Source organism: Bacillus subtilis subsp. subtilis str. 168 (assembly GCF_000009045.1).
GTDB lineage: Bacteria > Bacillota > Bacilli > Bacillales > Bacillaceae > Bacillus > Bacillus subtilis.
Genome location: NC_000964.3, coordinates 3,193,589 through 3,217,490 on the forward strand (window position 1 = coordinate 3,193,589; position 23,902 = coordinate 3,217,490).

At 43.4% G+C, this 23,902-nt stretch carries 19 protein-coding genes and 1 tRNA gene; 3 read left to right on the forward strand and 17 right to left on the reverse strand.

The genetic code is table 11. From position 1 onward, the window contains the following. Nucleotides 1-274 precede the first annotated feature (274 nt). Nucleotides 275-760 carry a cysteine dioxygenase gene (gene cdoA / locus BSU_31140; RefSeq protein NP_390992.1) on the forward strand — a complete coding sequence of 162 codons (486 nt, stop codon included), beginning with the start codon at nt 275-277 and terminating at the stop codon, nt 758-760. Nucleotides 761-866: 106 nt separating this feature from the next. Here cdoA and trnSL-Ala1 read toward each other — a convergent pair. The 3 genes from trnSL-Ala1 to yubA all read right to left on the reverse strand — a co-directional run bounded on the left by trnSL-Ala1 (nt 867) and on the right by yubA (nt 3,136). After that, nucleotides 867-939: transfer RNA gene (trnSL-Ala1, locus tag BSU_tRNA_86), tRNA-Ala, on the reverse strand. Nucleotides 940-1,046: 107 nt separating this feature from the next. Next, a complete protein-coding gene (uppP, locus tag BSU_31150) occupies nt 1,047-1,877 on the reverse strand; it encodes an undecaprenyl-pyrophosphate phosphatase (protein NP_390993.1) in 831 nt (276 codons plus the stop codon). Between the two features lie 92 nt (nt 1,878-1,969). Next, nucleotides 1,970-3,136: a putative integral membrane protein gene (yubA, locus tag BSU_31160; protein ID NP_390994.1), complete on the reverse strand. Its 1,167-nt coding sequence runs from the start codon at nt 3,134-3,136 to the stop codon at nt 1,970-1,972. Between the two features lie 181 nt (nt 3,137-3,317). Here yubA and iolU point away from each other — a divergent pair, with 181 nt between their 5' ends. Beyond that, nucleotides 3,318-4,304 (forward strand): scyllo-inositol dehydrogenase (NADP+-dependent); biofilm formation, encoded by a 987-nt coding sequence (gene iolU, locus BSU_31170; protein ID NP_390995.1) that lies wholly within the window; start codon nt 3,318-3,320, stop codon nt 4,302-4,304. Between the two features lie 40 nt (nt 4,305-4,344). On the opposite strand, the gene rhaA is transcribed toward iolU, so the two are convergent. The 9 genes from rhaA to mcpB all read right to left on the reverse strand — a co-directional run bounded on the left by rhaA (nt 4,345) and on the right by mcpB (nt 18,845). After that, nucleotides 4,345-5,619: an L-rhamnose isomerase gene (gene rhaA / locus BSU_31180; protein NP_390996.1), complete on the reverse strand. Its 1,275-nt coding sequence runs from the start codon at nt 5,617-5,619 to the stop codon at nt 4,345-4,347. Nucleotides 5,620-5,644: 25 nt separating this feature from the next. Further along, nucleotides 5,645-5,959 carry an L-rhamnose mutarotase gene (gene rhaM, locus BSU_31190; RefSeq protein NP_390997.1) on the reverse strand — a complete coding sequence of 105 codons (315 nt, stop codon included), beginning with the start codon at nt 5,957-5,959 and terminating at the stop codon, nt 5,645-5,647. A 17-nt stretch (nt 5,960-5,976) separates the two neighbouring features. Next, nucleotides 5,977-7,434: a rhamnulokinase gene (gene rhaB, locus BSU_31200; protein ID NP_390998.1), complete on the reverse strand. Its 1,458-nt coding sequence runs from the start codon at nt 7,432-7,434 to the stop codon at nt 5,977-5,979. Between the two features lie 4 nt (nt 7,435-7,438). Further along, nucleotides 7,439-8,215 carry a transcriptional regulator of the rhamnose operon (RhaR / l-rhamnulose-1-phosphate) gene (gene rhaR / locus BSU_31210; RefSeq protein NP_390999.1) on the reverse strand — a complete coding sequence of 259 codons (777 nt, stop codon included), beginning with the start codon at nt 8,213-8,215 and terminating at the stop codon, nt 7,439-7,441. A 56-nt stretch (nt 8,216-8,271) separates the two neighbouring features. Continuing rightward, nucleotides 8,272-10,341, reverse strand: a complete 2,070-nt coding sequence (rhaE, locus tag BSU_31220; RefSeq protein ID NP_391000.1) for a bifunctional rhamnulose-1-phosphate aldolase/alcohol dehydrogenase — start codon at nt 10,339-10,341, stop codon at nt 8,272-8,274. A 137-nt stretch (nt 10,342-10,478) separates the two neighbouring features. Then, a complete protein-coding gene (gene tlpB / locus BSU_31230) occupies nt 10,479-12,467 on the reverse strand; it encodes a methyl-accepting chemotaxis protein (RefSeq protein NP_391001.1) in 1,989 nt (662 codons plus the stop codon). 113 nt (nt 12,468-12,580) lie between these two features. Beyond that, a complete protein-coding gene (mcpA, locus tag BSU_31240; RefSeq protein NP_391002.2) occupies nt 12,581-14,566 on the reverse strand; it encodes a methyl-accepting chemotaxis protein in 1,986 nt (661 codons plus the stop codon). 125 nt (nt 14,567-14,691) lie between these two features. Then, nucleotides 14,692-16,680, reverse strand: coding sequence for a methyl-accepting chemotaxis protein (membrane curvature dependent localisation) (gene tlpA, locus BSU_31250; RefSeq protein NP_391003.1), 1,989 nt, complete (start codon nt 16,678-16,680; stop codon nt 14,692-14,694). A 176-nt stretch (nt 16,681-16,856) separates the two neighbouring features. Beyond that, nucleotides 16,857-18,845 (reverse strand): methyl-accepting chemotaxis protein, encoded by a 1,989-nt coding sequence (gene mcpB / locus BSU_31260; RefSeq protein ID NP_391004.2) that lies wholly within the window; start codon nt 18,843-18,845, stop codon nt 16,857-16,859. Between the two features lie 157 nt (nt 18,846-19,002). Here mcpB and tgl point away from each other — a divergent pair, with 157 nt between their 5' ends. Further along, nucleotides 19,003-19,740, forward strand: coding sequence for a protein-glutamine gamma-glutamyltransferase (transglutaminase) (tgl, locus tag BSU_31270; protein ID NP_391005.1), 738 nt, complete (start codon nt 19,003-19,005; stop codon nt 19,738-19,740). Nucleotides 19,741-19,753: 13 nt separating this feature from the next. On the opposite strand, the gene yuzH is transcribed toward tgl, so the two are convergent. The 5 genes from yuzH to yugS all read right to left on the reverse strand — a co-directional run bounded on the left by yuzH (nt 19,754) and on the right by yugS (nt 23,864). After that, the gene (gene yuzH, locus BSU_31279; protein ID YP_003097776.1) at nt 19,754-20,008 is read right to left on the reverse strand and encodes a hypothetical protein; all 255 of its coding nucleotides are present in this window, start codon (nt 20,006-20,008) and stop codon (nt 19,754-19,756) included. A gap of 257 nt (nt 20,009-20,265) precedes the next feature. Next, nucleotides 20,266-20,664, reverse strand: coding sequence for a hypothetical protein (yugU, locus tag BSU_31280; protein ID NP_391006.2), 399 nt, complete (start codon nt 20,662-20,664; stop codon nt 20,266-20,268). Beyond that, nucleotides 20,624-20,758, reverse strand: coding sequence for a hypothetical protein (locus tag BSU_31289; protein ID YP_009514000.1), 135 nt, complete (start codon nt 20,756-20,758; stop codon nt 20,624-20,626). Before BSU_31289 ends, yugU begins: the two co-directional genes overlap by 41 nt. Nucleotides 20,759-20,783: 25 nt before the next feature. Then, entirely contained in the window at nt 20,784-22,448 is a 1,665-nt protein-coding gene (gene yugT, locus BSU_31290) for a putative oligo-1,6-glucosidase (RefSeq protein ID NP_391007.2), read from the reverse strand. Nucleotides 22,449-22,574: 126 nt separating this feature from the next. Next, on the reverse strand, nt 22,575-23,864 hold the full coding sequence (gene yugS / locus BSU_31300; RefSeq protein ID NP_391008.2) for a hypothetical protein: 1,290 nt from the start codon (nt 23,862-23,864) through the stop codon (nt 22,575-22,577). Nucleotides 23,865-23,902 lie beyond the last annotated feature (38 nt).

The window sequence follows — 23,902 nt, forward strand, 5'->3', positions numbered from 1 at the left end:
AGCACAACATAGAAAGCTTGAAAGCTTTTCCCCGATATTGTGTCTAGAACTGCACTTATGAATCCCTGCTCGTTCCCTCAAGCGAATTAAAGCAGGCCGTTTTAATCCTTTCAATCCACTATTCCAACTAATAAACTCAAATAAGTTGGTGATAAGACAACATTTTACCCCCACATTTTTTTGTGTTCACTGGGCGTTTGCCGCCTCTAAATTGTATATGGGTAAATACCATGAATTAACCTATGAAATACCAATGTAAGGGAGGCAAAAACGAATGGAACTGTATGAGTGTATCCAAGACATTTTTGGCGGCTTGAAAAATCCATCGGTTAAAGATTTAGCAACGTCTTTAAAACAAATTCCAAACGCAGCAAAATTGAGTCAACCGTATATTAAGGAACCAGACCAGTACGCTTACGGCCGAAATGCCATCTATCGAAATAATGAATTGGAAATTATCGTGATTAACATTCCGCCAAACAAGGAGACAACAGTACACGATCATGGTCAATCCATTGGTTGTGCAATGGTGTTAGAAGGAAAGCTTCTTAATTCTATTTATCGTTCAACCGGCGAACACGCAGAACTCTCCAATTCATACTTTGTCCACGAAGGAGAATGCCTTATTTCAACCAAAGGTTTAATTCACAAAATGTCCAATCCAACATCTGAACGAATGGTGTCTCTTCATGTCTACTCCCCTCCTTTGGAAGACATGACGGTCTTTGAGGAACAAAAGGAGGTATTGGAAAATTCATGATTGACAGATAAACTGCTCACTTTGACTTCACTCAACTGGAGGATTCAGAGAATGAAACCTTTTCCTCAAAACAAAAAAACCCTTATCGAATAAGGGTTTAAAGGTATGGAGCCAAGGGGGCTCGAACCCCTGACCTCTACGCTGCCAGCGTAGCGCTCTCCCAGCTGAGCTATGGCCCCGTATGTAACGTCATGTTTATTATAGATGATTTTATTTTGAAAAACAAGCTGTTTCCTCTTGAATTGACAGAAAAAATAAGGCTCGGAAAAGAGCCTTATTTTTCGACTTACATCATGATCAAAAGTAAAATCACACCGAGAATAATTCGATAGATTGCAAATGGGACAAGTTTGATTTTGTTAATCAGCCTTAAGAAGAAACGGACGACAAACAGTGCGACCACAAAGGCACAGATAAAGCCGACGATGAAAAACGGCATCAGATCCGAACTTAAGCTGTCCCAATGCTTCACGAGGCTTAGAAAGCTGGCTCCCATCATGATCGGCATCGCCATAATAAACGTAAAGTCGGCTGCAGCTCGGTGGTTTAATCCGAGAATAACACCGCCGGAAATGGTTGAACCCGAACGCGAGAAACCAGGCCAAAGGGAAAGACATTGGAATAAGCCGACGGCTATCGCCTGTTTATAGGAAATGCGGTCGAGTGTGTCTGTCGCTGTTTTCCGTTTATTGACCCAGTCAGCAAAAAGCATGAGGATTGCCCCGGCAATTAAACCGATGGCCACAGTTTTAACGGAAAATAAATATTCATCAATGTAATCTTCAAACAAAAAGCCGAGAACAGCTGCAGGCACGAGTCCGACGGCAATTTGGGCAATGCTTAATTTATGTCCCTGCTCCTGGTCGCTTGTAATATTTTTTTTCAAGCCCAGTAAATTTAAAATTCGGTCTTTAAACACGATAGCTACTGCTAAAATGGAGCCTAGCTGAATAACCACCTTGAATGAGTTAGCAGCTTCTTCTGACATCAGATTACTTGATTTTAGCCAGATGTCGTCTACTATGATCATATGTCCTGTCGAAGAAACCGGCGCGTACTCTGTTAATCCTTCTACGATTCCTAAAATGGCGGCTACAAACAATTCCCATAGAGTCATGATTTTGATTCTCCCCATTAGACATTTATTTTTTTACATAACGGGAGCTTCCCATAAATGGAAAGCCCGTCTTATATAACTATAAACGAAAATCACACTTTATGCCCCGGCGTATTTTCATTTTTTTCTTCATCGTATAAATGTGACTGCATTTTAAACCAGTCAAATAAATGTGTCGTAATGACTTTGGCAACCGCATAGCCGGGAATCGCAAGAATGATTCCAACAACGCCAAACAGCTTGCCGGCTGTTAACAGCAGAAAAATAATCGTAATCGGATGGATGTGAAGGTTTTTTCCCATAATTTGCGGAGAGATCAGCTTCCCTTCAATCAGCTGAACAATCGTCCAAACGATCACCAGCTTAAGCAGCATGAGCGGCGATGTCACTATGGCAATGATAATCGCAGGCGTAATGGCAATCGTTGGCCCTAAATATGGAACGATGCTTGTGCAAGCCGCAATGACTGCAAGCAATGAAGCATAATCCAGCCCGATAATCAAATAACCGATAAACAGCAAAAACCCGATACAGAAGCTGACAATGATCTGGCCTCTGATATAAGAGCTTAACCGATGATTCATTTCGCTTAAGACTGTATATGTCTGTTCTTTCAATCGAGTCGGCACAAACTTCAGTATGTAGACCGGTAATTTTCTTCCGTCTTTTAGCAAATAAAATAGAATAAACGGAACCGTGACGATCGAAATGATAATCTCAGTCAGTGCGCCGATAAAATTCCCAACACCGGTAAAGGTGCTGTTCACGATCGTCGCTGCCTGATCCGAAACCTTTGTAGCAAGATCAGATATATTAATGTTCATCGTTTGCTGGGCCTGATTGACGAAGTTGCTGCCAATCAGCTGTTTCGTCTGATTTTCTACGACGTCCACATATCTCGGGATATTGTCAATCAAACTCATAATTTGTTCTTTTAAGAAGGGAATGATCGACACGATCGTGATCGTGATCAGCCCGATAACCAATAGGTATAGCAGCAATATAGAATAGATTCTTCTTATTCTTCTTCTCTCCAGAAAATCGACGACTGGGTTTAACAGATAAAAAACAATGCCTGTCAAAATAATCGGAAGTGATATCGTTTTGAGCAGAACAATAATCGGGGTGAAAATAAATGATGTTTTTGTAAATACTAGAATATTTAAACCAATCAGCAGCAGCACAAGCAAAAATAAAACAAACTTATTATCCAAGAAGAATCGCTTGAATCTGCCGCTCCATGTTTGCAACGTCTCCACTATCGTTCCTCCGTCATACATAGTTTAATTAAATTGTACACTATCGTCCCTATAATGAAAAATAAAAACCGTTAATTGCTGGAAAAGCTTTCTCGGTTTTAACATTCTATTTATATCTATCATGTGATTTTGTTCTTTTTAAGCTATAATTTAGCTATATCATGCAAAAGGAGCGATACGAGTGATACGTTTTGCAATAATAGGAACCAACTGGATTACAGACCGCTTTCTTGAGTCAGCAGCGGATATCGAAGATTTTCAGCTGACTGCTGTTTATTCAAGATCGGCTGAACGCGCTGGCGAGTTTGCTGCTAAACACAACGCTGCGCATGCCTTCTCAGACCTTCAGGAAATGGCGGCGAGCGATTGCTTTGATGCCGTATACATAGCGAGCCCGAACGCTCTTCACAAGGAACAAGCCGTTCTCTTTATGAACCATGGCAAGCATGTGCTTTGTGAGAAGCCGTTTGCTTCGAATACAAAAGAAACAGAAGAGATGATCTCAGCGGCTAAGGCAAACGGCGTTGTTCTCATGGAAGCAATGAAGACCACTTTCCTGCCGAATTTCAAAGAACTGAAAAAACACCTGCATAAAATCGGCACTGTCCGCAGATTTACCGCAAGCTACTGCCAGTATTCCTCACGATATGACGCGTTCAGAAGCGGAACTGTTTTGAATGCGTTTCAGCCTGAGCTTTCCAATGGGTCATTAATGGATATTGGCGTCTATTGTATTTATCCGGCTGTTGTGTTGTTTGGCGCGCCGAAGGATGTAAAAGCAAACGGATATGCTTTATCCTCCGGAGTGGACGGAGAAGGAACTGTCATTCTGTCTTACGACGGGTTCGAAGCTGTTCTGATGCATTCCAAAATCTCTACTTCCTATGCCCCGGCTGAAATCCAGGGTGAAGACGGGACGATTGTAATCGATACGATTCACCGGCCTGAACGTGTTGAAATCCGCTACCGGGACGGCCGCCTTGAAAACATCGCGATCCCTGATCCTAAACCGGCGATGTTCTATGAAGCAGAAGAATTTGTCACGCTTATAAAAGAGAATAAGCTGGAATCTGAAGAAAATACATTTGAACGGTCTTTGACCACCGCAAAAATTATGGAAGAAGCAAGAAAGCAAATGGGGATTGTATACCCTGCTGATCAAGCTTAAAAAAATCCGCCCGCGTGCAAATGCCGCGGCGGATTTTTTATTAGACAATCGGAGAAGATGCCTTCCTTTTTAAAAGCACCTGTTGCTCATATTCTTTGATGTCATAAAGCCATGCCTCTTTTACCGGAACGCCCATTTGCTCACAGTAGGAATCCCAGATGGCTCCGAAAGGATATGTTTTGAATTCCTCCATCAGGGCCAGCCTTTCTGTATAGCGGCCCTCTTCCTGCAATTGTTTTAAATATCCGTTCGGGAGAAGCAGGGCATACAATAAAGCTTTGATCATATTTCTCGTTCCGATGGTCCAGGCGGCTACACGGTTAATGCTGGCATCGAAAAAATCCAGACCGATGGCTACCTTCTCAAGAGCATGATTTCGTACAATTTCAAGAGCGATTTCTCTCAATTCATCATCCAAAACCACTACATGGTCGCTATCCCAACGAACAGGCCGCGATACGTGCAAGGCAAGCTTGTCTGTGTAAAGCAGCATGGACGAGATCTTGTTTGATACCGTCTCAGTCGGATGGAAATGGCCTGTATCAAGTAAACAAAGCTTATGATTCGTCAAAGCATAAGCTAAATAAAATTCATGAGATCCGACAACATATGATTCGGAGCCAAGCCCGAACAGCTTGCTCTCGATTGAATCAAGATTATGTTGTTCACTGATCTCCTCTGAGAAGATCCGATCCAGTGATTCTTTTAGTCTTTTACGCGGTGTCAGCCTATCACTCGGGATATCCTTATAGCCGTCGGGAATCCAAATATTCGTCAAGCAAGGTGTTCCTAATTCTTTCCCGAAGTATTCCCCGATACGGCGGCAAGCGATGCAATGCCTGATCCAAAATTCTCTGATGTCCGGATCAGGGTGTGAAAGGGTGAGTCCGTCAGCCGCTTTCTCATGCGAAAACAAGGTTGGATTAAAATCTAAACCGAGACCAAGGTTTTTTGCCCATTTCACCCAGTTTTCAAAATGCTGCGGCTTCAATTCGTCACGTTCTACCGCTTCCCTGTTTGTTTCTGCGTATATCGCATGCAGGTTTACGCGGTGCTTTCCAGGAATGAGAGAAAGAGCCTTCTCCAAATCTCTTCTTAATTCTTCAGGAGTTTGCGCTTTTCCGGGATAATTGCCGGTCACGTCAATTCCGCCTGAAAGCTCGCCCTTATTTACTTCAAAGCCTTCAATGTCGTCACCCTGCCAGCAGTGGATCGAAATGGGCACTTGCTCTAATTGCCGAAGCGCCTCTTCAACATCAATTCCCCATTTTTCATATGCCTGTTTTGCACTGTCATAATTGGCTTTTATGGTCATACGGCTCTCTCCCTTTATCAGTTTTTCAATCCAAATAAAAAACTTCCTTTAGATCTATCGCAACAGGACTGAAATCCGAATTTGTTTTCATTAATGGCGCCATCGATTTCCACCATCTTTGGCAAACTTCCGTGTCCGCCATCTTTCTCCATTTCTCTTCATCCTCTATTTCTAAATATGCAAAAAGCCTGCCTGTTTCCTCGTCTAGAAAAATGGAATAATGGTGTGCTCCATGAGCTTTGAGTGCTTCTGCCATCTCAGGCCAAATGTCATCATGCCGCTGTTTGTATTCTTCGTACTTGTCTTGATGGACAAACATGATACTGGCTTTTCTTTTCAAACCTTTTCACCTCTTCATCATTTAGATAGCGCTTTCAAAACAGTTTGCTGAAATGACTGAATGATCGTGCTTCTATCAATGTCTTTAGGTGTAAACACTTTGATCGGAAAGGAATTTCTGACGACTTGCCGGGCTTCTTTTATGTCTTTGACTTCTTTGGCAGCAATCATTTGCATCAAAAGATTTCCGGTGGCAGTTGCCTCTATCGGCCCTGCATATACCGCTTTTCCACTCATGTCTGCCGTTAATTGATTTAAGAAATCATTCCGGGCTCCGCCGCCGATGATATGAAATTGCTCGATCGGTTTTTCTGTGATTGTTTCGAGCTCTTTGATGGCTATCGCATAGATGATGGCTAAATTGCTGTAGATGCAGCAGGCAAGTTCGCCTGCAGTACGGGGAATCTTTTGGCGGGTTTGTCTGCAATAATGTTGTATTTCCTTTATCATGTTTTCTGGATTCAGGAAACGTTTATCATTTAAGTTTATAAATTGCTGGAATGGTTCTGTTTTTTTGGCTTCTTCTGCAAGCTGCTGAAAAGAATAATCTGCTTGTAGCTGCTGTTTGACTTCTTGTATCACCCACATGCCGATAATGTTTTTGAGAAAGCGAATGGTGTTGTTTGCGCCGCGTTCATTTGTATAGTTGTTTTCTAAAGCAAGATCAGTTATTATCGGTGTTTTGTTTTCAACCCCGATTAACGACCATGTTCCGCTGCTGATATACGCCCAGCCATCATTTACGCCTGGCGCCGCAATGACGGCCGAGGCCGTATCATGTGTTGCGACTGTCATCACCTTGCACGCCGGGAGATCATAATCCGGGAACCACTCATTTCTTAGCTTCCCGAGTTCACACCCCGGTTCAGTGAGCGGCGCAAATTGCTGTTCCAGAACAGACACGGCTTCAAGCAATTCAGGATCAAGATTTCCCGTTGAGACGTTTAAAAGCTGTGTTGTGGACACGTTTGTGATTTCCGTTACAGCTTTTCCGGTTAAACAATAGCCTAAATAATCAGGAATCATCATAATTTTGTCTGTCTTTTTCAGCAGCTCACGGTCTTCTTCAAACAATTGATAGATCGTGTTGAAAGGCTGAAATTGTATTCCTGTTTTTTGATAAATTGCGGCTTTTGAGAGGGTATGTTCCAGTTTGTCTATTGTGTGATCTGTTCTTCTATCACGGTAGGAGATTGCTTCCCGCAACCGATCGCCTTTTTCGTCCAGTAAGACATAATCGACTGCCCATGTATCAATGCCTACGGTGCAGTGTTCATACCCAAGCGTCTTTACTTTTTGCAGTCCTTGCAGGATTTGTTTTAGCAAATGATCAATATCCCATAAGCAATGCCCGTCTCTTTGACTGAAACCGTTAGCGAACCTGTGAATCTCTTGTATGTCAAGCTTCCCTTCATTCAGTTCACCTACCATGATTCTCCCGCTTGATGCGCCTACATCAATGGCAGTATAAATCATCCTTTCACCCTCTCTTCGAAAGAGGAACAGCTGTCACCTTCACCTTTTTGTCCTCAAGAGCTTTTACCGATGCCGGATCAAGTCCAGAATCCGTAATAAGGCGGCTGACATCTTGCAGCGAGGCGATATGTGAAAACTCGCGGTTCCCCCATTTGCTTGAATCGGCCATCAAAATGGTCTGGTCCGACCTTTCGATCATCCGTTTTTTGAGCAGCGCCTGCCACTCATTTGAATCACTCATCCCGTTGTGTACGTCAAATCCCTTACATGACAGAAAGGTTTTATTGACATGATAGGTCTCAAGTGAACGCTCTGCTAACGGGCCGGCAAATGATAATGATTTTTCCAGCAAAATGCCGCCTGTTGAAATGACTGATATGTTTTCTTTATTGCTGAGTTCAATAGCTGCTTTCATTGAGTTTGTAATCACGGTGAGCTCAATGTCAGGGAGTATTTTTGCCATGTACCAAGCGGTTGTGCTTGCATCGAGAATGATTCGGTCTCCGCTTTTTACATATTTGGCCGCTTCGTGAGCGATGGCTTTTTTTTCGATGACATTCGTGATTTCCCGTTCAGAAAAATGAATTTCTGATTCCTTCTGCTGAATACTGACCGCTCCTCCGTGGCTCCGGCTCAGTTTATGTTCTTTTTCAAGCTTTTCAAGATCACGCCGAATGGTTTCCTCTGTGACTGAAAAAATGTCACTTAATTCGGAAACGCGGATGCTTGAACGCATATTTACTATTTCCACTATTTTTTGCTGCCGTTCTGCTACTAGCATCGGTAACGCCCTTCCTCATATCGTAGTCCGTCTTATATTTTTATCATAGCATATATCTAACGCGTAAAAGCAGCAGGGACGCCGCCGTCTACCGTGATCATGCAGCCCGTTGTTTTTTCGGCTTTGGAAGAAGCGAAGAATGCAATGGCTTCGGCAATATCCTCCGGGTAAATATTGACGAGCAATGCTGTCCGTTTCCGGTAATGTTCCTCCAGCTGATCCGGTTCAATCCCGTACGCCGCGGCTCGTTCCTCACGCCAGCTTGAACCCCAGATTGCCGATCCTTGAAGAACTGCATCAGGCAAAACGGAGTTGACCCTAATGCCGAATTCTCCGCCTTCTGCTGCGATGCATCTTGCTAAATGGGTTTCAAGCGCCTTAACAGAGCTGTAGGCAGAGGCGTTTTTTCCCGCATAAACTGAATTTTTCGATCCGACAAATACCATGCTTCCGCCTCTATTTTGATGTTTCATCTGTTTAAACGCTTCACGGGCTACAAGGAAATAGCCTGTTCCTAAAACATTCATATTAAGATTCCATTCTTTTAGACTTGTTTCGTCAAATGGGCTTGATGTGGCCAGCCCGGCATTATTGACGACGATATCAATGCCGCCGTAAGCAAGCGCCGCTCGTTCAAAAGCTGACTGTACGTCTTCCTCCTTTGTCACATCCATTTTGACAGCCATTGCCCGTCCTTTTCCGTATGCATCGTTTATTTCCCCGGCAATTTTCTGTGCGCCTTCTATATTCAGATCAGCTACGATCACGTGCCCTCCCTCAGCTGCAAATCGGCGGCATGCCGCACTGCCGATTCCGCCGGCTCCTCCAGTTATCAGCGCTACTTTTCGGGAAAATTCTGCTTCCGGCGGGGCCAGCGTGAGTTTATATAGTTCGAGCGGCCAATATTCGACATGGTAGGACTCATTTTCATGTAAAGAAACAAATTGCCCCAGAGCGGTTGCTCCTTTCATTACGGCGATGGCCCTCCGATATAAAGCCCCGCTTACTTTAGACATCGCATAACTTTTTCCTGTATTCACCATTCCGATTCCAGGAATCAATATCACCCGCGGGGCGGATTCAAAGATTTGATCCCCATCCTGCTGATTGCGTGTAAAGTAAGCCTGATACTCTGATGTAAAGGTCTCGACTCCTGACTTGATCAGATCTGCAAGCTTGTGCACATCTTGAGTTTCCGGATTCCAATCAATGTACAGCGGAACCCGTTTTGTGTGAACAAGGTGATCCGGGCATGCCGCACCGATTTGCGAAAGTGCTGGCGCTTGGACACTGTTTACAAATTCCAAGACATCGTCATGATCATCATAGGAAAGGATCATTTTCTTTTCTTCACTTACTGCTCCTCTGATCACAGGCATGATGCCTGCCAAGATTTGTTTTCTTTTATCCTCCGGCAGCGGCTGATACCTTTTGCCTCCGAATACCTCATGCTGATTGATACGATCGTTAATATACTGCTCGGCTTCTTGAATGATGGATATCGTTTTTTGATAACATGTTTCAGACGTCTCTCCCCAAGTGACTAAGCCGTGTTTCTCCATTAATACAAGCTCGGCGTGGGGGTTGTTTGCTACGCCTTCAGCGATCATTTTAGACAAAGTAAATCCAGGACGGACGTATGGCACCCATACAAACCGATTTCCGTAAATGTCTTCAGCGATTTGTTTTCCATTATCCGCACAGCATATGCTGATAATCGCATCTGGATGGGTATGGTCAACATGTTTGTATGGCAGAAAAGCGTGTAATAGCGTTTCAATTGAAGGGCGGGGATGTTTGCTGTCTATCATACAATGAGACAGGTAGTCTACCATTTCTTCATCGGGCATTTGGTCCCTTTTAATCAGCGGGCGGATATCATCTAATTTCAAACCGGAAAAGTTATGCGCTTTCATTGTTGCCAAATCCGATCCGCTTCCTTTTACCCACATGACTTCTATTTCACGGCCTCTAAAATCCTTTTCCGTTGTTTTCATAGATGTATTCCCCCCGCCCCAGTTGCAGACAGTGCGGTCTGACCCGATCAGATTGGACCTGTACACCAATTCCTCTACACCTTTAGGTAGCTGTGCAGCTCGCTCTGAATCCCATATATGTTTCACCATATTTGATATTCCTCCATACCCTTTTATTTGTATCCGTTTTCATTATATATGATTTCTGTTTGTTTTTGAATCGTTTTTGTTTATTTTTGCTTTTTAACAAAAAAAGAAAGCAGCAGATATGCCGCTTTCTCGTTTCATTATGATTCTATTTTAAATTTCTTCGTAATGTCCTGAAGTTCTTCCGCCATGTTTGCCAACGTTTCCGCTGAAGAGCTGATTTCTTCCATGGACGCAAGCTGTTCTTCCGCCGAAGCTGCGATATCCTGAATGCCTGCTGAGCTTTCTTTCGCCACTGCAGAAATATCTTCAACAGCACTTGACACTTCCTGTGATCCGGCTGACAGTTGTTCAACCGTCGCGTTCAAGTTTTGCAATTCGCCGGAAATTTGGGTTGTCATCTCATAGATTTGTTTAAAGCTTTCCGCTGTTTGATCCGTAATCTGCAAGCCTTCTTTCACTTCATGATTCACGGATTGGAACATTGAAAGTGAGGTGCTGATTTCCCTGACAATCTCTTGAATTAATCCTTCAATTTCCTTGGCGGAGTCTGCTGATTGTACAGCAAGTTTTCTAACCTCTTCCGCAACTACTGAGAAACCTCTTCCGTATTCTCCCGCTCTTGCCGCCTCAATCGCAGCATTTAATGCAAGCAGGTTGGTTTGATCAGCAATGCCGTTAATCACATTCAAGATGCTTGTGATGTCTTGCGATTTTGTTTCAAGGCCCTTCACAACCGCTTCCGCTTTTTGAACGGATTGGTCAATTGTTTTCATCTGGCCGACTGTATGCTCCACCAGCTTTTCTCCGCTGCCCGCTGCCTCAGAGGACTGAATCGATGATTTCGTAATGGTTGAAGAGGCTTGAGCCACTTTTGAAATCCCCTCGTTCATTTGAGAAAGATGATTTGAGCTTGTTTCCAGTTTCTCGCTTTGTGCCTCGTTGCCATCTGAGAACTGTTCGATGGCAAGTGTAATATGTTCAGTTGCCTTGCTTGTTTGGGCTGCGCTTGCTGTCAGCTCCTCAGAAGATGAAGCGACGTTTTCTACAGACGTTTGAATAACGCCTATTACAGAACGCAATGATGCAGACATTTCATTAAAGCTTTCGCCAAGCTGGCCAAACTCGTTTTTCGAGTGAATGTCAATGACTTCTGTGAGATCTCCGCTGCTGATTTTTGCAGACGTTGAGACAAGTTTTCTTAACGGCTTGGTGATGGCACGGATAATATAGAGTATGAGTATGCCGCCGATTACTATTGACACGCATAGAATGATAACCGCAGTGTTCAGCACCGGGCTTGAAGCATCTTGCAATTCACTGACAAAATATGTGCCCGCGATTTTCCAGCCAGTCAGTTTATTTGTCGTAAAGGCCATTTTCTTTTCTTTGCCTTCGAATGTATATTCAAATGAGCCTTCTTTTTTGGAATATACTTGGTTTGTCCAATCGCCGGAACCGGTTGTCCCCGGCTTAATGGTCGGATGGGCGATATATTTTTTGTTGCCTGTCGTAATAAATGCAAAGCCTTCTTTTCCGATTTTGATTCTTTTTGATGCAGTAAGCACTTCATCCAGGTTTAAATCTAGCGCTATAACCCCTGAACCGTCTTTTAATTGTTTTGAAATTGTGACAACGATATCTCCTGTCGCTTCATCGGTATACGGTTCTGAGAAAACAGCTTGTCCTTTTTCCGCAACCGCCTGTTTGTACCAGTCACGTCCTGTCGGATCGAAACCTTTCGGAACACCGCTATCCGGATATTTATAAAGCTTCTTATCTTCTGAGGCAGCATAGATTGCGCCTACATCGTCGTTAAGTGTCGTGTACTGCTTAAATTTCTCTTTCAGTAATGTTTTGTTTTTGCCTAACAATATGTCTTTATCGACTGTCTCACTATAATAATCTATTGCTTTTACTTTATCTTCTAATTTATTTTGCAGCGTACTGTTTAGTTCTTCAACATTTCCCTTCGCACTGCTTATGAGCTCTCTGTCTAACGCGTTCCAAGCTGATTGATAACTGAAATATGCTAAAACCCCAACCGGCAAAATAAGCACTGCCAGAAACGCAGCGATTAGCGGTTTGCTGATCGATGGCTGTTTGATCCATTGTATGAATTTTCCCATTCTCGTTGACTCCTCCTTTAAGATAAATCTAATATCGTCAAACTAGGATAAAAGGTTTAATAAAAAAACTAAAAAAAACACCCAAGCGCAACAAGCTTGGGTGTTAAGGCTTATTATTCAATTTTAAATCGTTTGGTCATATCCCGAAGCTCTTCCGCCATAGAGGAAAGGGTCTCTGCAGACGAGCTGATTTCTTCCATGGAAGCTAGCTGCTCTTCAGCTGACGCCGCGATATCTTGTATATGCGCTGAGCTTTCTTTTGAAATCGATGCAATGTGCTCAGACGCTCCCGAAACTTCTTCGGAGCTGGCAGAAAGCTGCTGAACCGTCGCACTCATATTTTGCAGTTCGCCGGCGATTTGGTTCGTCATTTCAGAAATGCGTTTGAAGCTCATTTCTGTTTTATCTGTGATGTCAAGTCCTGTCTGCACCTCTTGATTGACAGATTGGAACATGCCGAGTGATGTATTGATTTCCTTCACAATTTCGATGATTAATCCTTCAATCTCTTTTGCTGAATCTGCTGACTGTACTGCCAGTTTTCTTACTTCTTCCGCTACAACGGAGAAGCCGCGGCCGTACTCGCCTGCGCGCGCTGCTTCAATTGCTGCGTTTAAGGCAAGCAGGTTCGTCTGGTCTGCGATGCCGTTGATCACACGCAAAATGTTTGTAATATCTTTCGATTTCGTTTCCAATCCGCGTACGACTTGCTCCGCTTCTTTAACGGACTTGTCAATGACATTCATTTGGCCGACGGTTTGATGAACAAGCTTGCCGCCTTCACTTGCAATTTCTGTCGATTGAACAGATGAATCAGTGATCACTTCAGAAGCTTGAGCCATATTCGTCAACCCGTCATTCATTTGATAAATGTGCTCTGCTGCCGTTTCAATGTTTTCGTTTTGTTTTTCATTGCCGTTAGAAAATTGTTCAATCGCCAATGTAATGTGCTCTGTTGCCTTGCTCGTTTGCGCAGCTGATGCAGTCAGCTCCTCAGAGGAAGCGGCAACATTGTCTACCGAATCCTGGATGGCGTGTATGAGAGAACGAAGTGACGACGCCATATTGTTAAAGCTTTTGCCGAGCTCGCCCAATTCATCTTTTGAACGGATATCAATGGTTTCCGTCAAATCTCCCTCGCTGATCCGCTTAGAGGAACCGACAAGCTGTTTCAGCGGTGTTGTAATCGACCGAATGATCAATGTCATGACGATAATCCCTATGATAATAGCTGCGGCCAAGACAATTAAAGCAAGGTGAAGGACAGGCTGGGCTGCCTCATGGATTTCATCCAAATACATGGTGCCGCCGATCTTCCATCCCGTCAACTTGTTTGTGTCAAAGGCCATTTTTTTCTTATCGCCATCCATGGTGTATTGAAAATCGCCTTTATCAGCACTCAACATCTTATCGAGCCAGTCGCCTTTTAATTCAGTTCCTGATTGTTCATTAGGGTGTGCGACAACTTTTTTGTCCTTCGTCATGATAAATGCGTAGCCTTGTGTGCCGATGTTGACTTTTTTGGTTGTTTTCAGCAGATTTTCAATCGTCATGTTGATTGCGATAACGCCTGAACCATCTTTTGTCTGCTGGGCGATTGTCACAACCATCGTATTTGTCGACGCGGTTTTATAAGGGTCTGTGATCACGACTTTCCCTTTATTTGCAACCGCTTTTTTGTACCAGTCGCGTTCAACCGGATTATAGCCGCTTGGCATCGGAAGATCCGGATAGCGGGTAAAGTGCCCTTTTGTGTCACTTGTATAAATGGATTCTACATCCTTGTTAATGCTGATATATTGTGAGAATTTCTCTGCAATGCTTGCATTGCTTTTTGCATTGTATTTCTCTTTTGTCAGCCATTCGCTGAAATAATCAGCACTGTTTTCTTTTTCGCCGATGCTGGTGTTAATGATTTCGTTTAATTGCTGTACATTTTCCAATGCGCTCCCCATCATCTGTCTGTCGAGTGAGCTGCTAGCCGATTGATACGCAAAGATCGCCAATATGACAACCGGTATGATGAGGATCGACAGAAAGGAAACGAGAAGCTTCCGTGTAATTGATCTTTGTTTTATGAGTTGGAGTATTTTTTTCATCATTCATTTCTCCTTTTTTATGCTACCCTTCATATCGGCTGGAAATGGGTAAATATATACAGCAAAAAAGAAGAAATTTAACAAAAGTAACTAATTTCCCATAAATAAATAGTATTTTAGACCTATTATTTGTCTACTTTAAATTGTTTTGTCAGATCACGGAGTTCTTCAGACATTCTTTCAAGCGTCAGTGCAGATGAACTAATCTCCTCCATGGATGCCAGCTGTTCCTCAGCTGAAGCGGCGATATCTTGGATGCCATCCGAGCTTTCCTTAGAAATGGCAGTGATATCATTTGAAGCTGCGGAAATTTCTTGAGCTCCCGCTGACAGCTCCTCAACCGTCGCATTCATGTTTTGCAGCTCGGAAGCAATTTGATTGGTCATTTGCGATATATGTTTGAAGCTCTGTTTAGTTTCATCCGTCATGACAAGCCCTGTTTCAACTTCTTTGTTTACGGACTGAAGCACGTTCAGTGATGTGTGAATTTCTTTTACTATTTCACTGATCAGCGATTCAATTTCTTTTGCTGAGTCAGCCGACTGTACCGCGAGCTTTCTCACTTCCTCAGCGACGACTGAGAAGCCCCGGCCGTATTCACCCGCTCTGGCAGCTTCAATGGCGGCATTTAAAGCCAAAAGATTGGTTTGATCCGCAATGCCGTTGATGACACGCAAAATATTCGTGATATCCTTTGATTTGATCTCCAGCCCTTTCACCACTTGTTCCGCTGCTTTTACGGAATGGTCAATTGTGTTCATTTGGCCGGCTGTTTTCTGGACGAGTGTCTCCCCTTTGCTTGACACTTCGGTTGAATCTGCGGATGTTTCTGTAATCACTGCTGCAGCCCGCGCCAGCTCTGCCAATCCGTCATTCATTTCATTAATTTGTTCGGTTGTCGTTTCTATTTTCTCGCTTTGGCTTTCACTGCCGTTTGAAAATTGCTCGATAGCCATCGTAATGTGCTCAGTGGCTCTGCTTGTCTGGTCTGCCGATGCAGTCAGCTCTTCAGACGAGGAGGCAACGTGTTCTACTGAGTCTTTGATCCCGTGAATGAGCGAGCGAAGCGAGTGTGCCATATGATTGAAGCTCTCACTCAGAACGCCGAGTTCATCTTTTGAATTGATTTCAATCGTTTCGGTTAGATCGCCTTCACTAATTTTTTCAGCGGATGCGACAATGCGTCTCAATGGCTTTGTGATGGATCGAATCACAAAATAAATCGCCGTCATTCCAGCTCCGATGGCAATCGCCAGAACGATTGAAGCCATGATCAGAACCCTGCTTGCAGCATCGTGAATCTCGTTTGCATACATCGTGCCGCTGATTTTCCAGCCTGTTGTTTGGCTTGTTGCAAATGCCATTTTTTTCTTTTTGCCTTTGTACGTATATTCAAAGTCCCCGCTTTTATCCTTGTAGAGCTTATCAACCCAGTCCCCTTTTAGCTCTGTTCCCGCTTTTTCTCCGGAGTAGGCGATGACTTTCTTGTTTTGGCTCAAAATAAAAGCATAGCCTTCTTTTCCGATATTGATTCCTTTCGCGGTAGTGACTAAGTCATCAATTTTCATATCAATGGCGACAACGCCTGACCCATCCACCGTTTGACGGGCGATGGTGACGACCATTTTTCCTGATGAAATCGATTCATAAGGCTCAGTGACAATTGTTTTGCCTTTATTGGCCATTGCTTCTTTGTACCAATCTCGTTCCAAAGCATTAAAGTCGCTTGGCATGTCAGCGTACGGATAACGTGTGAAGTCCCCGTCTTTGCCGCTTGAAAATACCGCAGCGACATTATCATTCATTTGGATAAATTGTTTAAATTCCTGTTTCAGCTCTGTTTTCTTTTTATCCTGAAATTTTTCTGCTGTAGCCCAATCGCTGAAATATGCGAGGCTTTTTTCAGTAGTGCTGATTTTATCATCAATGATGTGATCTAATATCTGAACATTTTCCTTTGCGCTTTGCGTCATCTGTACATCAAGTGAGGCAACTGCTGATTGATAAGCGCTAACCGAAAGGGCGGTTATCGGAACAATTAAGATCAGCAGGAAAGAAATAATAAGTCTCCTTGCAATTGATGATCTGCGAATAGTGGTGAGTGTTTTTTTCATTTCCTTTTGAACCTTCTTTCAATAATTTACAAATTATATCGGCGGATCTTCCTTTAAATTACATTGAAAATGGAGGAAAAAATGAAAAATAGTTCTAAATTCACCTGTTAAACTAGGACTTTATTATTGTTTACCATATAAAAAAACAGCGCTTTGATAGCGCTGTTTTTCGGTTTTTACTCGATTTTAAATTGTTTCGTCAGATCGCGAAGCTCTTCTGCCATCTGCGCAAGAGTCGTCGCTGAGGAACTGATTTCTTCCATGGAAGCAAGCTGTTCTTCAGCTGATGCGGCAATGTCCTGGATGCTTGCCGAGCTTTCTTTCGACACGTCTGCAATGCCGCTGACTGCTGCTGAAACATGCTGTGAACGGTCTGACAGCTGCTCGACGGTGGAATTCATCGTCTGCAGCTTGCCCGCGATTTCGTTTGTCATGCTGAAAATGCTCTGGAAGCTTTCTTTTGTATTGTCTGTGACAACAAGTCCGGACTGTACTTCCTGATTGACCTCTTTAAACATGTGAAGAGAGGTGTCGATTTCTGCGACGATTTCTTGGATCAGCTTTTCGATTTCTTTCGCTGAATCGGCTGATTGGACAGCCAGCTTGCGCACCTCCTCCGCTACGACAGAGAAGCCGCGTCCTGACTCTCCGGCACGCGCCGCTTCAATGGCTGCATTTAGTGCAAGCAGATTTGTTTGGTCAGCGATTCCGTTGATGACTCTCAAAATGCTTGTGATGTCTTTTGATTTTCCTTCTAAGCCTTTGACAACAGCTTCAGCCTGCTGAACAGATTGATTAATCGAGTTCATTTGTCCGACTGTCTGCTGCACAAACTTCTCACCCGTTCCGGCGATTTCCGTTGATTGGATAGATGCCTTTGTAATATCTGACGATGTTTGTGAGACTTGCTGGAGTCCTTCATTCATTAAGTTCAGCTGATGAGAGCTGGATTCAACCTTTTCGCTTTGCTCCTCGTTTCCGTTTGAGAACTGCTCAATCGCCATCGTAATATGCTCGGTGGCTTTACTCGTCTGCCCGGCAGATGCGGTAAGCTGTTCGGAAGATGCGGCCACATTGTTCACCGAGTCCTGAATAGCGCTGATCAGAGAGCGGAGAGATTGTCCCATTTCATTGAAGCTTTCCCCAAGCTCTCCAAGCTCATCCTTTGAATGGATTTCGATCGTTTCGGTCAGATCCCCCCTGCTGATCGTTTTCGATGATTGAACAAGACGTTTTAACGGTTTTGTAATCGAACGAACGATAAACAGAATTAAAATTCCGCCTGCCACAATGGAAGCAATCAGCACAATCATTCCTGTTGTCAGCACAGACTTTGAGGCATCCTTAATTTCATCCATATACATTGTGCCGGCTATTTTCCAACCAGTCAGTTCGTTTGTAGTATAGGTCATCTTTTTATCTTCGTTATTAAGAGTATACTGGAGTTCACCGCTGTCATTCGCATACATTTTGGCTACCCAGTCGCCTGAAAGCTTTTCTCCAGCCTTATGGTTCTTGTGGGCGACATAGGTTTTGTTTTTTGTTGCAATGAAAGCATAACCTTCTTTTCCGACCTTGATTTGTTTCATTTGTTCTAACAATTTATCAATGGTAATATCCATGGCGACAACGCCAGATCCGTCCTTCAGCTCCTGTGCAATGGTAATGACCATGCTTCCGTCACTCGCAGCCACGTAAGGATCTGTCACGACAATTTCACCGCCGGCCTTCATCGCATCCTGGTACCAAGGCCGTTGTCTCGGGTCGTATCCTTCCGGCAATTTTTCTTTTGGCGCTTGTACATAAGTGCCGTTATCTGCGCCCCCATAAATTCTGGCTACTCCTTGATTAATAGATACATATTGTGAAAATTTAGCTTTGATCTCTTCTTGATTTGATTTCCCTTTGAATGCGGATCTTTTAAGAGATTCACTGAAAAAGGTGACTGCTTTCGCTTTTTCTCCCAGATCATTTGTAACAGTTGTATTAAATGTATCGACACTGTTTTTCGCATTTCCCATAATTTCCTGATCCAGCTTTCCGCTGGCGCTTCGGTAAGAGCTAAATTCTAATATAAGAATAGGGATAATGAGAATCGCAATAAATGAGACGATTAATTTCTTTGAAATAGACGGTTTCTTCAGCCAATTGATAAAAGTCTTCATGTCACTTGCTCCTTCAGGTTTGATACAGTATATATCGGCTGCTTAAAAAAGTTTTAAAATAAAAAATGGAAGAAGTTCTTTTTGGCTGTCTTCTGCCTTTTTAACTTTCATTGCCCAAGCTCTTTGCATATCTTATAAAAAACAAGGGGGGCTAAACATGATTATTGTATCAGGACAATTGCTCCGTCCCCAGGATATTGAAAATTGGCAGATTGATCAAGATCTGAATCCGCTCTTAAAAGAGATGATTGAGACGCCTGTTCAGTTTGATTATCATTCAATTGCTGAACTGATGTTTGAGCTTAAACTGCGGATGAATATTGTAGCAGCGGCAAAGACGCTGCACAAAAGCGGGGCGAAGTTTGCCACTTTTTTAAAAACATACGGGAATACAACGTATTGGAGGGTTTCACCGGAGGGCGCCTTGGAGCTGAAATACAGAATGCCGCCTTCAAAAGCGATTCGGGACATTGCAGAGAACGGCCCGTTTTATGCGTTTGAATGCGCAACCGCAATCGTTATCATTTATTACTTGGCCTTAATCGATACAATCGGAGAAGATAAATTCAATGCCAGCTTTGACAGAATTATTTTATATGACTGGCATTATGAGAAATTGCCGATATATACGGAAACAGGACACCACTTTTTCCTTGGAGATTGTTTGTATTTTAAGAATCCTGAATTTGATCCGCAAAAGGCGCAATGGAGAGGCGAAAATGTGATACTACTGGGGGAAGATAAATATTTTGCCCATGGTCTTGGAATCTTAAACGGAAAGCAAATTATTGATAAGCTGAATTCTTTTAGGAAAAAAGGAGCCTTACAGTCAGCCTACCTTCTGTCTCAGGCGACCAGACTGGATGTTCCGTCTCTTTTCCGCATCGTCCGCTAAAAAGCCCCATCGCCTATTTTCCGGACGATGGGGTTTCAAATGCCTTTCGTTTTCGATAGAAGGGGGCTGTGCCAAAATATTGGTTCGCAGCCCACTCCATTTTTTCAAGGTCATTTCTTGTCACGATTGGATCCTGGCTGCTCCATTTGATAAAGCGGACAAAATAGTAGCCTTTGATAGGAACCATTGTAACTTTTGAGTGAGGCCAGCCTTCAAATACAAACTCAATTTTCCCTCTTTTTTTATAAGAATATTGAAGAATGTTCATATCTGTCACCTCAGTTTATCAAGTTACGTTCGGCAAAGCTCGGTACGTTTACATCCATTGATTAACTATCCCTCATGCAGGCTTTCCGGAAAACAAAGGGTGAGGCGCGTGTCTCTTTCCCTCGCTTTTTATTTCGCATATGGACGAATGCCAAGCACGCCTTCATTCGATAAAGCCGCAGCGTGGGCGGGTGTGACAAGCCCTCCGGCTATCGGCGCTTGTTCAGCGATCATGCTTTTGTCATAAAAAACAGCCTATTATCCCATCATTTTGATATAGCATGTCCGGGTGCGAGGCCCGTCAAATTCGCAGAAATAAATGCCCTGCCACGTTCCAAGAATAAGCCGGCCGTTTTCCACAATGACATGCTGTGAAGCTCCGACCGTACTCGACTTCATGTGTGCAGCTGTATTGCCCTCCATATGGCGGTCCAGCTCATGTTCCCACGGATATACCTCATCAAACCTTCTGAGCATATCTTTTTTGACGTCCGGATCGGCATTTTCATTAATTGTAATGCCCGCAGTCGTATGCGGACAGTAAATCAGCGCTGCGCCGCTCGTTATACCTGTTTCTTGAAGAAACGCTTCCACCTCCCGGGTGATATCTATCATTTCATCTCGTTTGGTTGTTTTGATTTGCAGTGTTTTCAGCATTTGTTTCTCCTTTCGTTTGTCCGCTCTCATCGCTTAATTCGTTCTGTGTTCTTTTTTTTCCTGTTAAACCGCTCTCATAAACCCGATAAAACAAAAAAACTCCAGTCTAAGGCTGGAGTTTAGCACCATAGATATATTCTTGCTTCATACGGCTTTAAGAGTACTGATGTCATATGCTTGTGCGGCTCTGTTTCAATATTTGACAAGACGAGTGCATCTGATGACAATGGCAATCCAGAGTGCCTGAACAACGCCGGTGTTCCTGTCAGATTGGCCGCAATCAGTGCAGTATGGCTCTCGTTTTTCCGAAGATATGCAAAGATTTGCTGATCTTCCGGTAAAATGAGCTCGTATGTCCCGTTAATAAAAACATCATATGTTTGGCGCAGCTTGATCAAGCTTTTGTAAAAATGGTAAACGGATGTTTTATCGTTTTTTTGCGCCTCGGCATTCAGCCATTTGTAATTCTCATTGATTCCGATCCACGGTTTGGCCTCAGAAAATCCGGCGTATGGACCAGCATTCCATTGCATCGGCGTTCGCGAATTGTCTCTTCCCTTTTTCCAGACAATCTTCATCACATCCTCGTGTGATGTGCCTTTCGCTGTTTTTGTTTCATACAGGCGTTTCAATGCGACATCATCATAGTCCTCAATAGATGGAAAAGCCACGTTCGTCATCCCGAGTTCCTGTCCCTGATAAATAAACGGTGTGCCTTTCATGAGAAAATAAACAGCGGAAAGCGCTTTTGCACTTTCTTTCAGGTACACTCCGTCGTCTCCCCACACAGAAACTGAACGGGGCTGGTCGTGATTCTCCATAAACAAAGCATTCCAGCCGATCCCTTCCAGACTGTCCTGCCAGTCAGTTAAAATTCGTTTAAATGCAACGATATCAATACTTTCATTGATCTCTACATCCCACAGGCCGAGATGCTCAAATTGAAAAATCATGCTGAATATGCCGTTTTTTTCTCCAGCCCAATCAGCTGCTTCTTTTGCAGCGACGCCGTTTGCTTCACCAACTGTCATAATCGGATAGCGGGAAAATGTGTTTTCCTTCAGCTCTGTTAACAAATCCATAATGCCGTCAGCATTCATATGATAAGGAAAGGAAGGGACATAGTCCAGTCCCTTTGGATTCGGCATGTCAGGAAACCCTTCTTTTTTCTTAATATGCGTAATGGCATCCACCCGAAATCCGTCAATTCCTTTATCAAGCCACCAATTGATCATGTCATAAACGGCATTCCTCACCTTTTCATTTTCCCAATTCAAATCAGGCTGTTTTTTATCAAAAAGGTGCAGATAATACTGGCTTGTCTTTTGATCATACTCCCAAGCCGGCCCGCCGAAAATGCTTTCCCAATTGTTGGGCGTTTTTCCGTTTTTGCCGTCTTTCCAAATATACCAGTCGCGCTTTTCCGAGTGTATGGATGAACGGGATTCTATGAACCATGGATGTTCGTCGCTTGTGTGGTTCACAACGAGATCCATAATCAGCTTCATATCCAGATCATGAATGTCACCAAGCAGCTCATCAAAATCTTCCATCGTGCCAAACTCGCTTAATATGTTTTGATAATCCCTGATATCATAGCCATTATCGGCATTCGGTGAATCATACAGCGGGCAAATCCATATGACGTCAGCGCCCAGCTCTTTTATGTAAGAAAGCTTGGTTCTGATTCCTTGAATATCCCCGATTCCGTCGCCATTTGAATCTTTAAAACTGCGGGGGTAAATTTGGTAAACTACGGCTTCCTTCCACCAAGCCTTTTTCATACAGCCACTCCTTCCCAGTGTACCGTTCTTATATATCCTATGTAGAAAAAGGTCTTTACAGCATTGCTTTTTAAGAAATGACTTGATGACACAAAAAACAGCCGTTTGTTCCCCGGCTGTTTTTTATCAAAAATCAGTTTTTTTTATTTCTACAAAACGGATGTGGTGATCTTCGGCGTCGAGGATTTTAAATTCACAGCCCTCCGCGTGTATCACATCCCCTGCTTTCAGCTCCATTTTTTGCGTTAGAAGCCAGCCTGCAATCGTATCAATTTCTTCATTTTCAATCGCAATGTCGAGAAGGTCATTCACTTCGTCTATTAGCGCTTTTCCATCCATCACATAATGGTGCTCGCCCTTTTTCAGGATGTGCGGTGTTTCATCCTGATCATACTCATCGCGGATTTCCCCGACGATTTCCTCGATAATATCCTCTACAGTGACAAGCCCCGCCGTTCCCCCGTATTCATCGACAAGAATCGCCATGTGAATCCGCTCCTTCTGCATGCGGATTAAAAGCTGCTGAACAGGAATGCTTTCAATGACTCTGATAACGGGCCTCATGATTTGATTCAGCTTTATCGGCTGGCCGAGAAAATAAGCTTTAAACATATCTTTGCTGTTGATGATCCCTAAAATATGATCCTTGTCATCTTTGATGACAGGGTAGCGTGTATACCGTTCATTAATGATGTGATGAATTGCCTCTTCAAGCGACTGCTCCAGAGAGATAACCGCAATTTCTGTCCGCGGAATCATAATCTCTCTCGCTACCCGGTTGTCAAATTCAAAAATCTTATTTACATAGCGGAATTCAGACTGATTGATTTCTCCCTTTTCATAGCTTTCAGAAAGGATCAGCCTTAGTTCCTCTTCGCTGATGACAACCTGATGCTCCTTTACCGAATGAAAGCCAAACAATTTCACAAGAAAACTTGCAGAGCCGTTTAATGCTTTAATAAACGGGTACGTGATTTTATAAAACCAGATCAGCGGCTTTGCAATCCATAAGCTTACAGCTTCAGCTTTTTGAATAGAAACCGTTTTCGGGGCAAGCTCCCCCATCACCACATGCAAAAAAGTGACGATGATAAATGCAACTACAAATGTGACAATGTGGTTAAACGGTTCCGGTATGCCTGTCATTGTAAATAAGGGATGAAGAAAACGTTCAAATGTAGGTTCACCAAGCCACCCAAGGCCGAGGGCTGTAATCGTAATCCCGAGCTGGCAGGCTGATAAATACTCGTCAAGATTGGAGATGATTTTATGTGCGGCTAGTGCTCGGCTGTCACCGCTTTCGATGAGCTGATTGATTTTTGAACCTCTGATTTTGACGATCGCAAATTCCGCTGCAACGAAAACAGCCGTAATGCCAATCAAAACAAAAATGGCGATCAATTGTAAAATAAGCAAAAAAAGCCCTTACCATAAATGGTAAGGGGCCACCTCCT

Excerpts from the sequence above, each read along its gene's own strand:
- cdoA (NP_390992.1), top strand. The coding sequence starts at position 275 with ATGGAACTGTATGAGTGTATCCAAGACATTTTTGGCGGCTTGAAAAAT.
- uppP (NP_390993.1), bottom strand. The coding sequence starts at position 1,877 with ATGACTCTATGGGAATTGTTTGTAGCCGCCATTTTAGGAATCGTAGAA.
- rhaA (NP_390996.1), bottom strand. The coding sequence starts at position 5,619 with ATGACCATAAAAGCCAATTATGACAGTGCAAAACAGGCATATGAAAAA.
- rhaB (NP_390998.1), bottom strand. The coding sequence starts at position 7,434 with ATGATTTATACTGCCATTGATGTAGGCGCATCAAGCGGGAGAATCATG.
- rhaR (NP_390999.1), bottom strand. The coding sequence starts at position 8,215 with ATGCTAGTAGCAGAACGGCAGCAAAAAATAGTGGAAATAGTAAATATG.
- rhaE (NP_391000.1), bottom strand. The coding sequence starts at position 10,341 with ATGGTGAAACATATATGGGATTCAGAGCGAGCTGCACAGCTACCTAAA.
- tlpB (NP_391001.1), bottom strand. The coding sequence starts at position 12,467 with ATGGGAAAATTCATACAATGGATCAAACAGCCATCGATCAGCAAACCG.
- mcpA (NP_391002.2), bottom strand. The coding sequence starts at position 14,566 with ATGAAAAAAATACTCCAACTCATAAAACAAAGATCAATTACACGGAAG.
- tlpA (NP_391003.1), bottom strand. The coding sequence starts at position 16,680 with ATGAAAAAAACACTCACCACTATTCGCAGATCATCAATTGCAAGGAGA.
- mcpB (NP_391004.2), bottom strand. The coding sequence starts at position 18,845 with ATGAAGACTTTTATCAATTGGCTGAAGAAACCGTCTATTTCAAAGAAA.
- tgl (NP_391005.1), top strand. The coding sequence starts at position 19,003 with ATGATTATTGTATCAGGACAATTGCTCCGTCCCCAGGATATTGAAAAT.
- yuzH (YP_003097776.1), bottom strand. The coding sequence starts at position 20,008 with ATGAACATTCTTCAATATTCTTATAAAAAAAGAGGGAAAATTGAGTTT.
- yugU (NP_391006.2), bottom strand. The coding sequence starts at position 20,664 with ATGCTGAAAACACTGCAAATCAAAACAACCAAACGAGATGAAATGATA.
- yugT (NP_391007.2), bottom strand. The coding sequence starts at position 22,448 with ATGAAAAAGGCTTGGTGGAAGGAAGCCGTAGTTTACCAAATTTACCCC.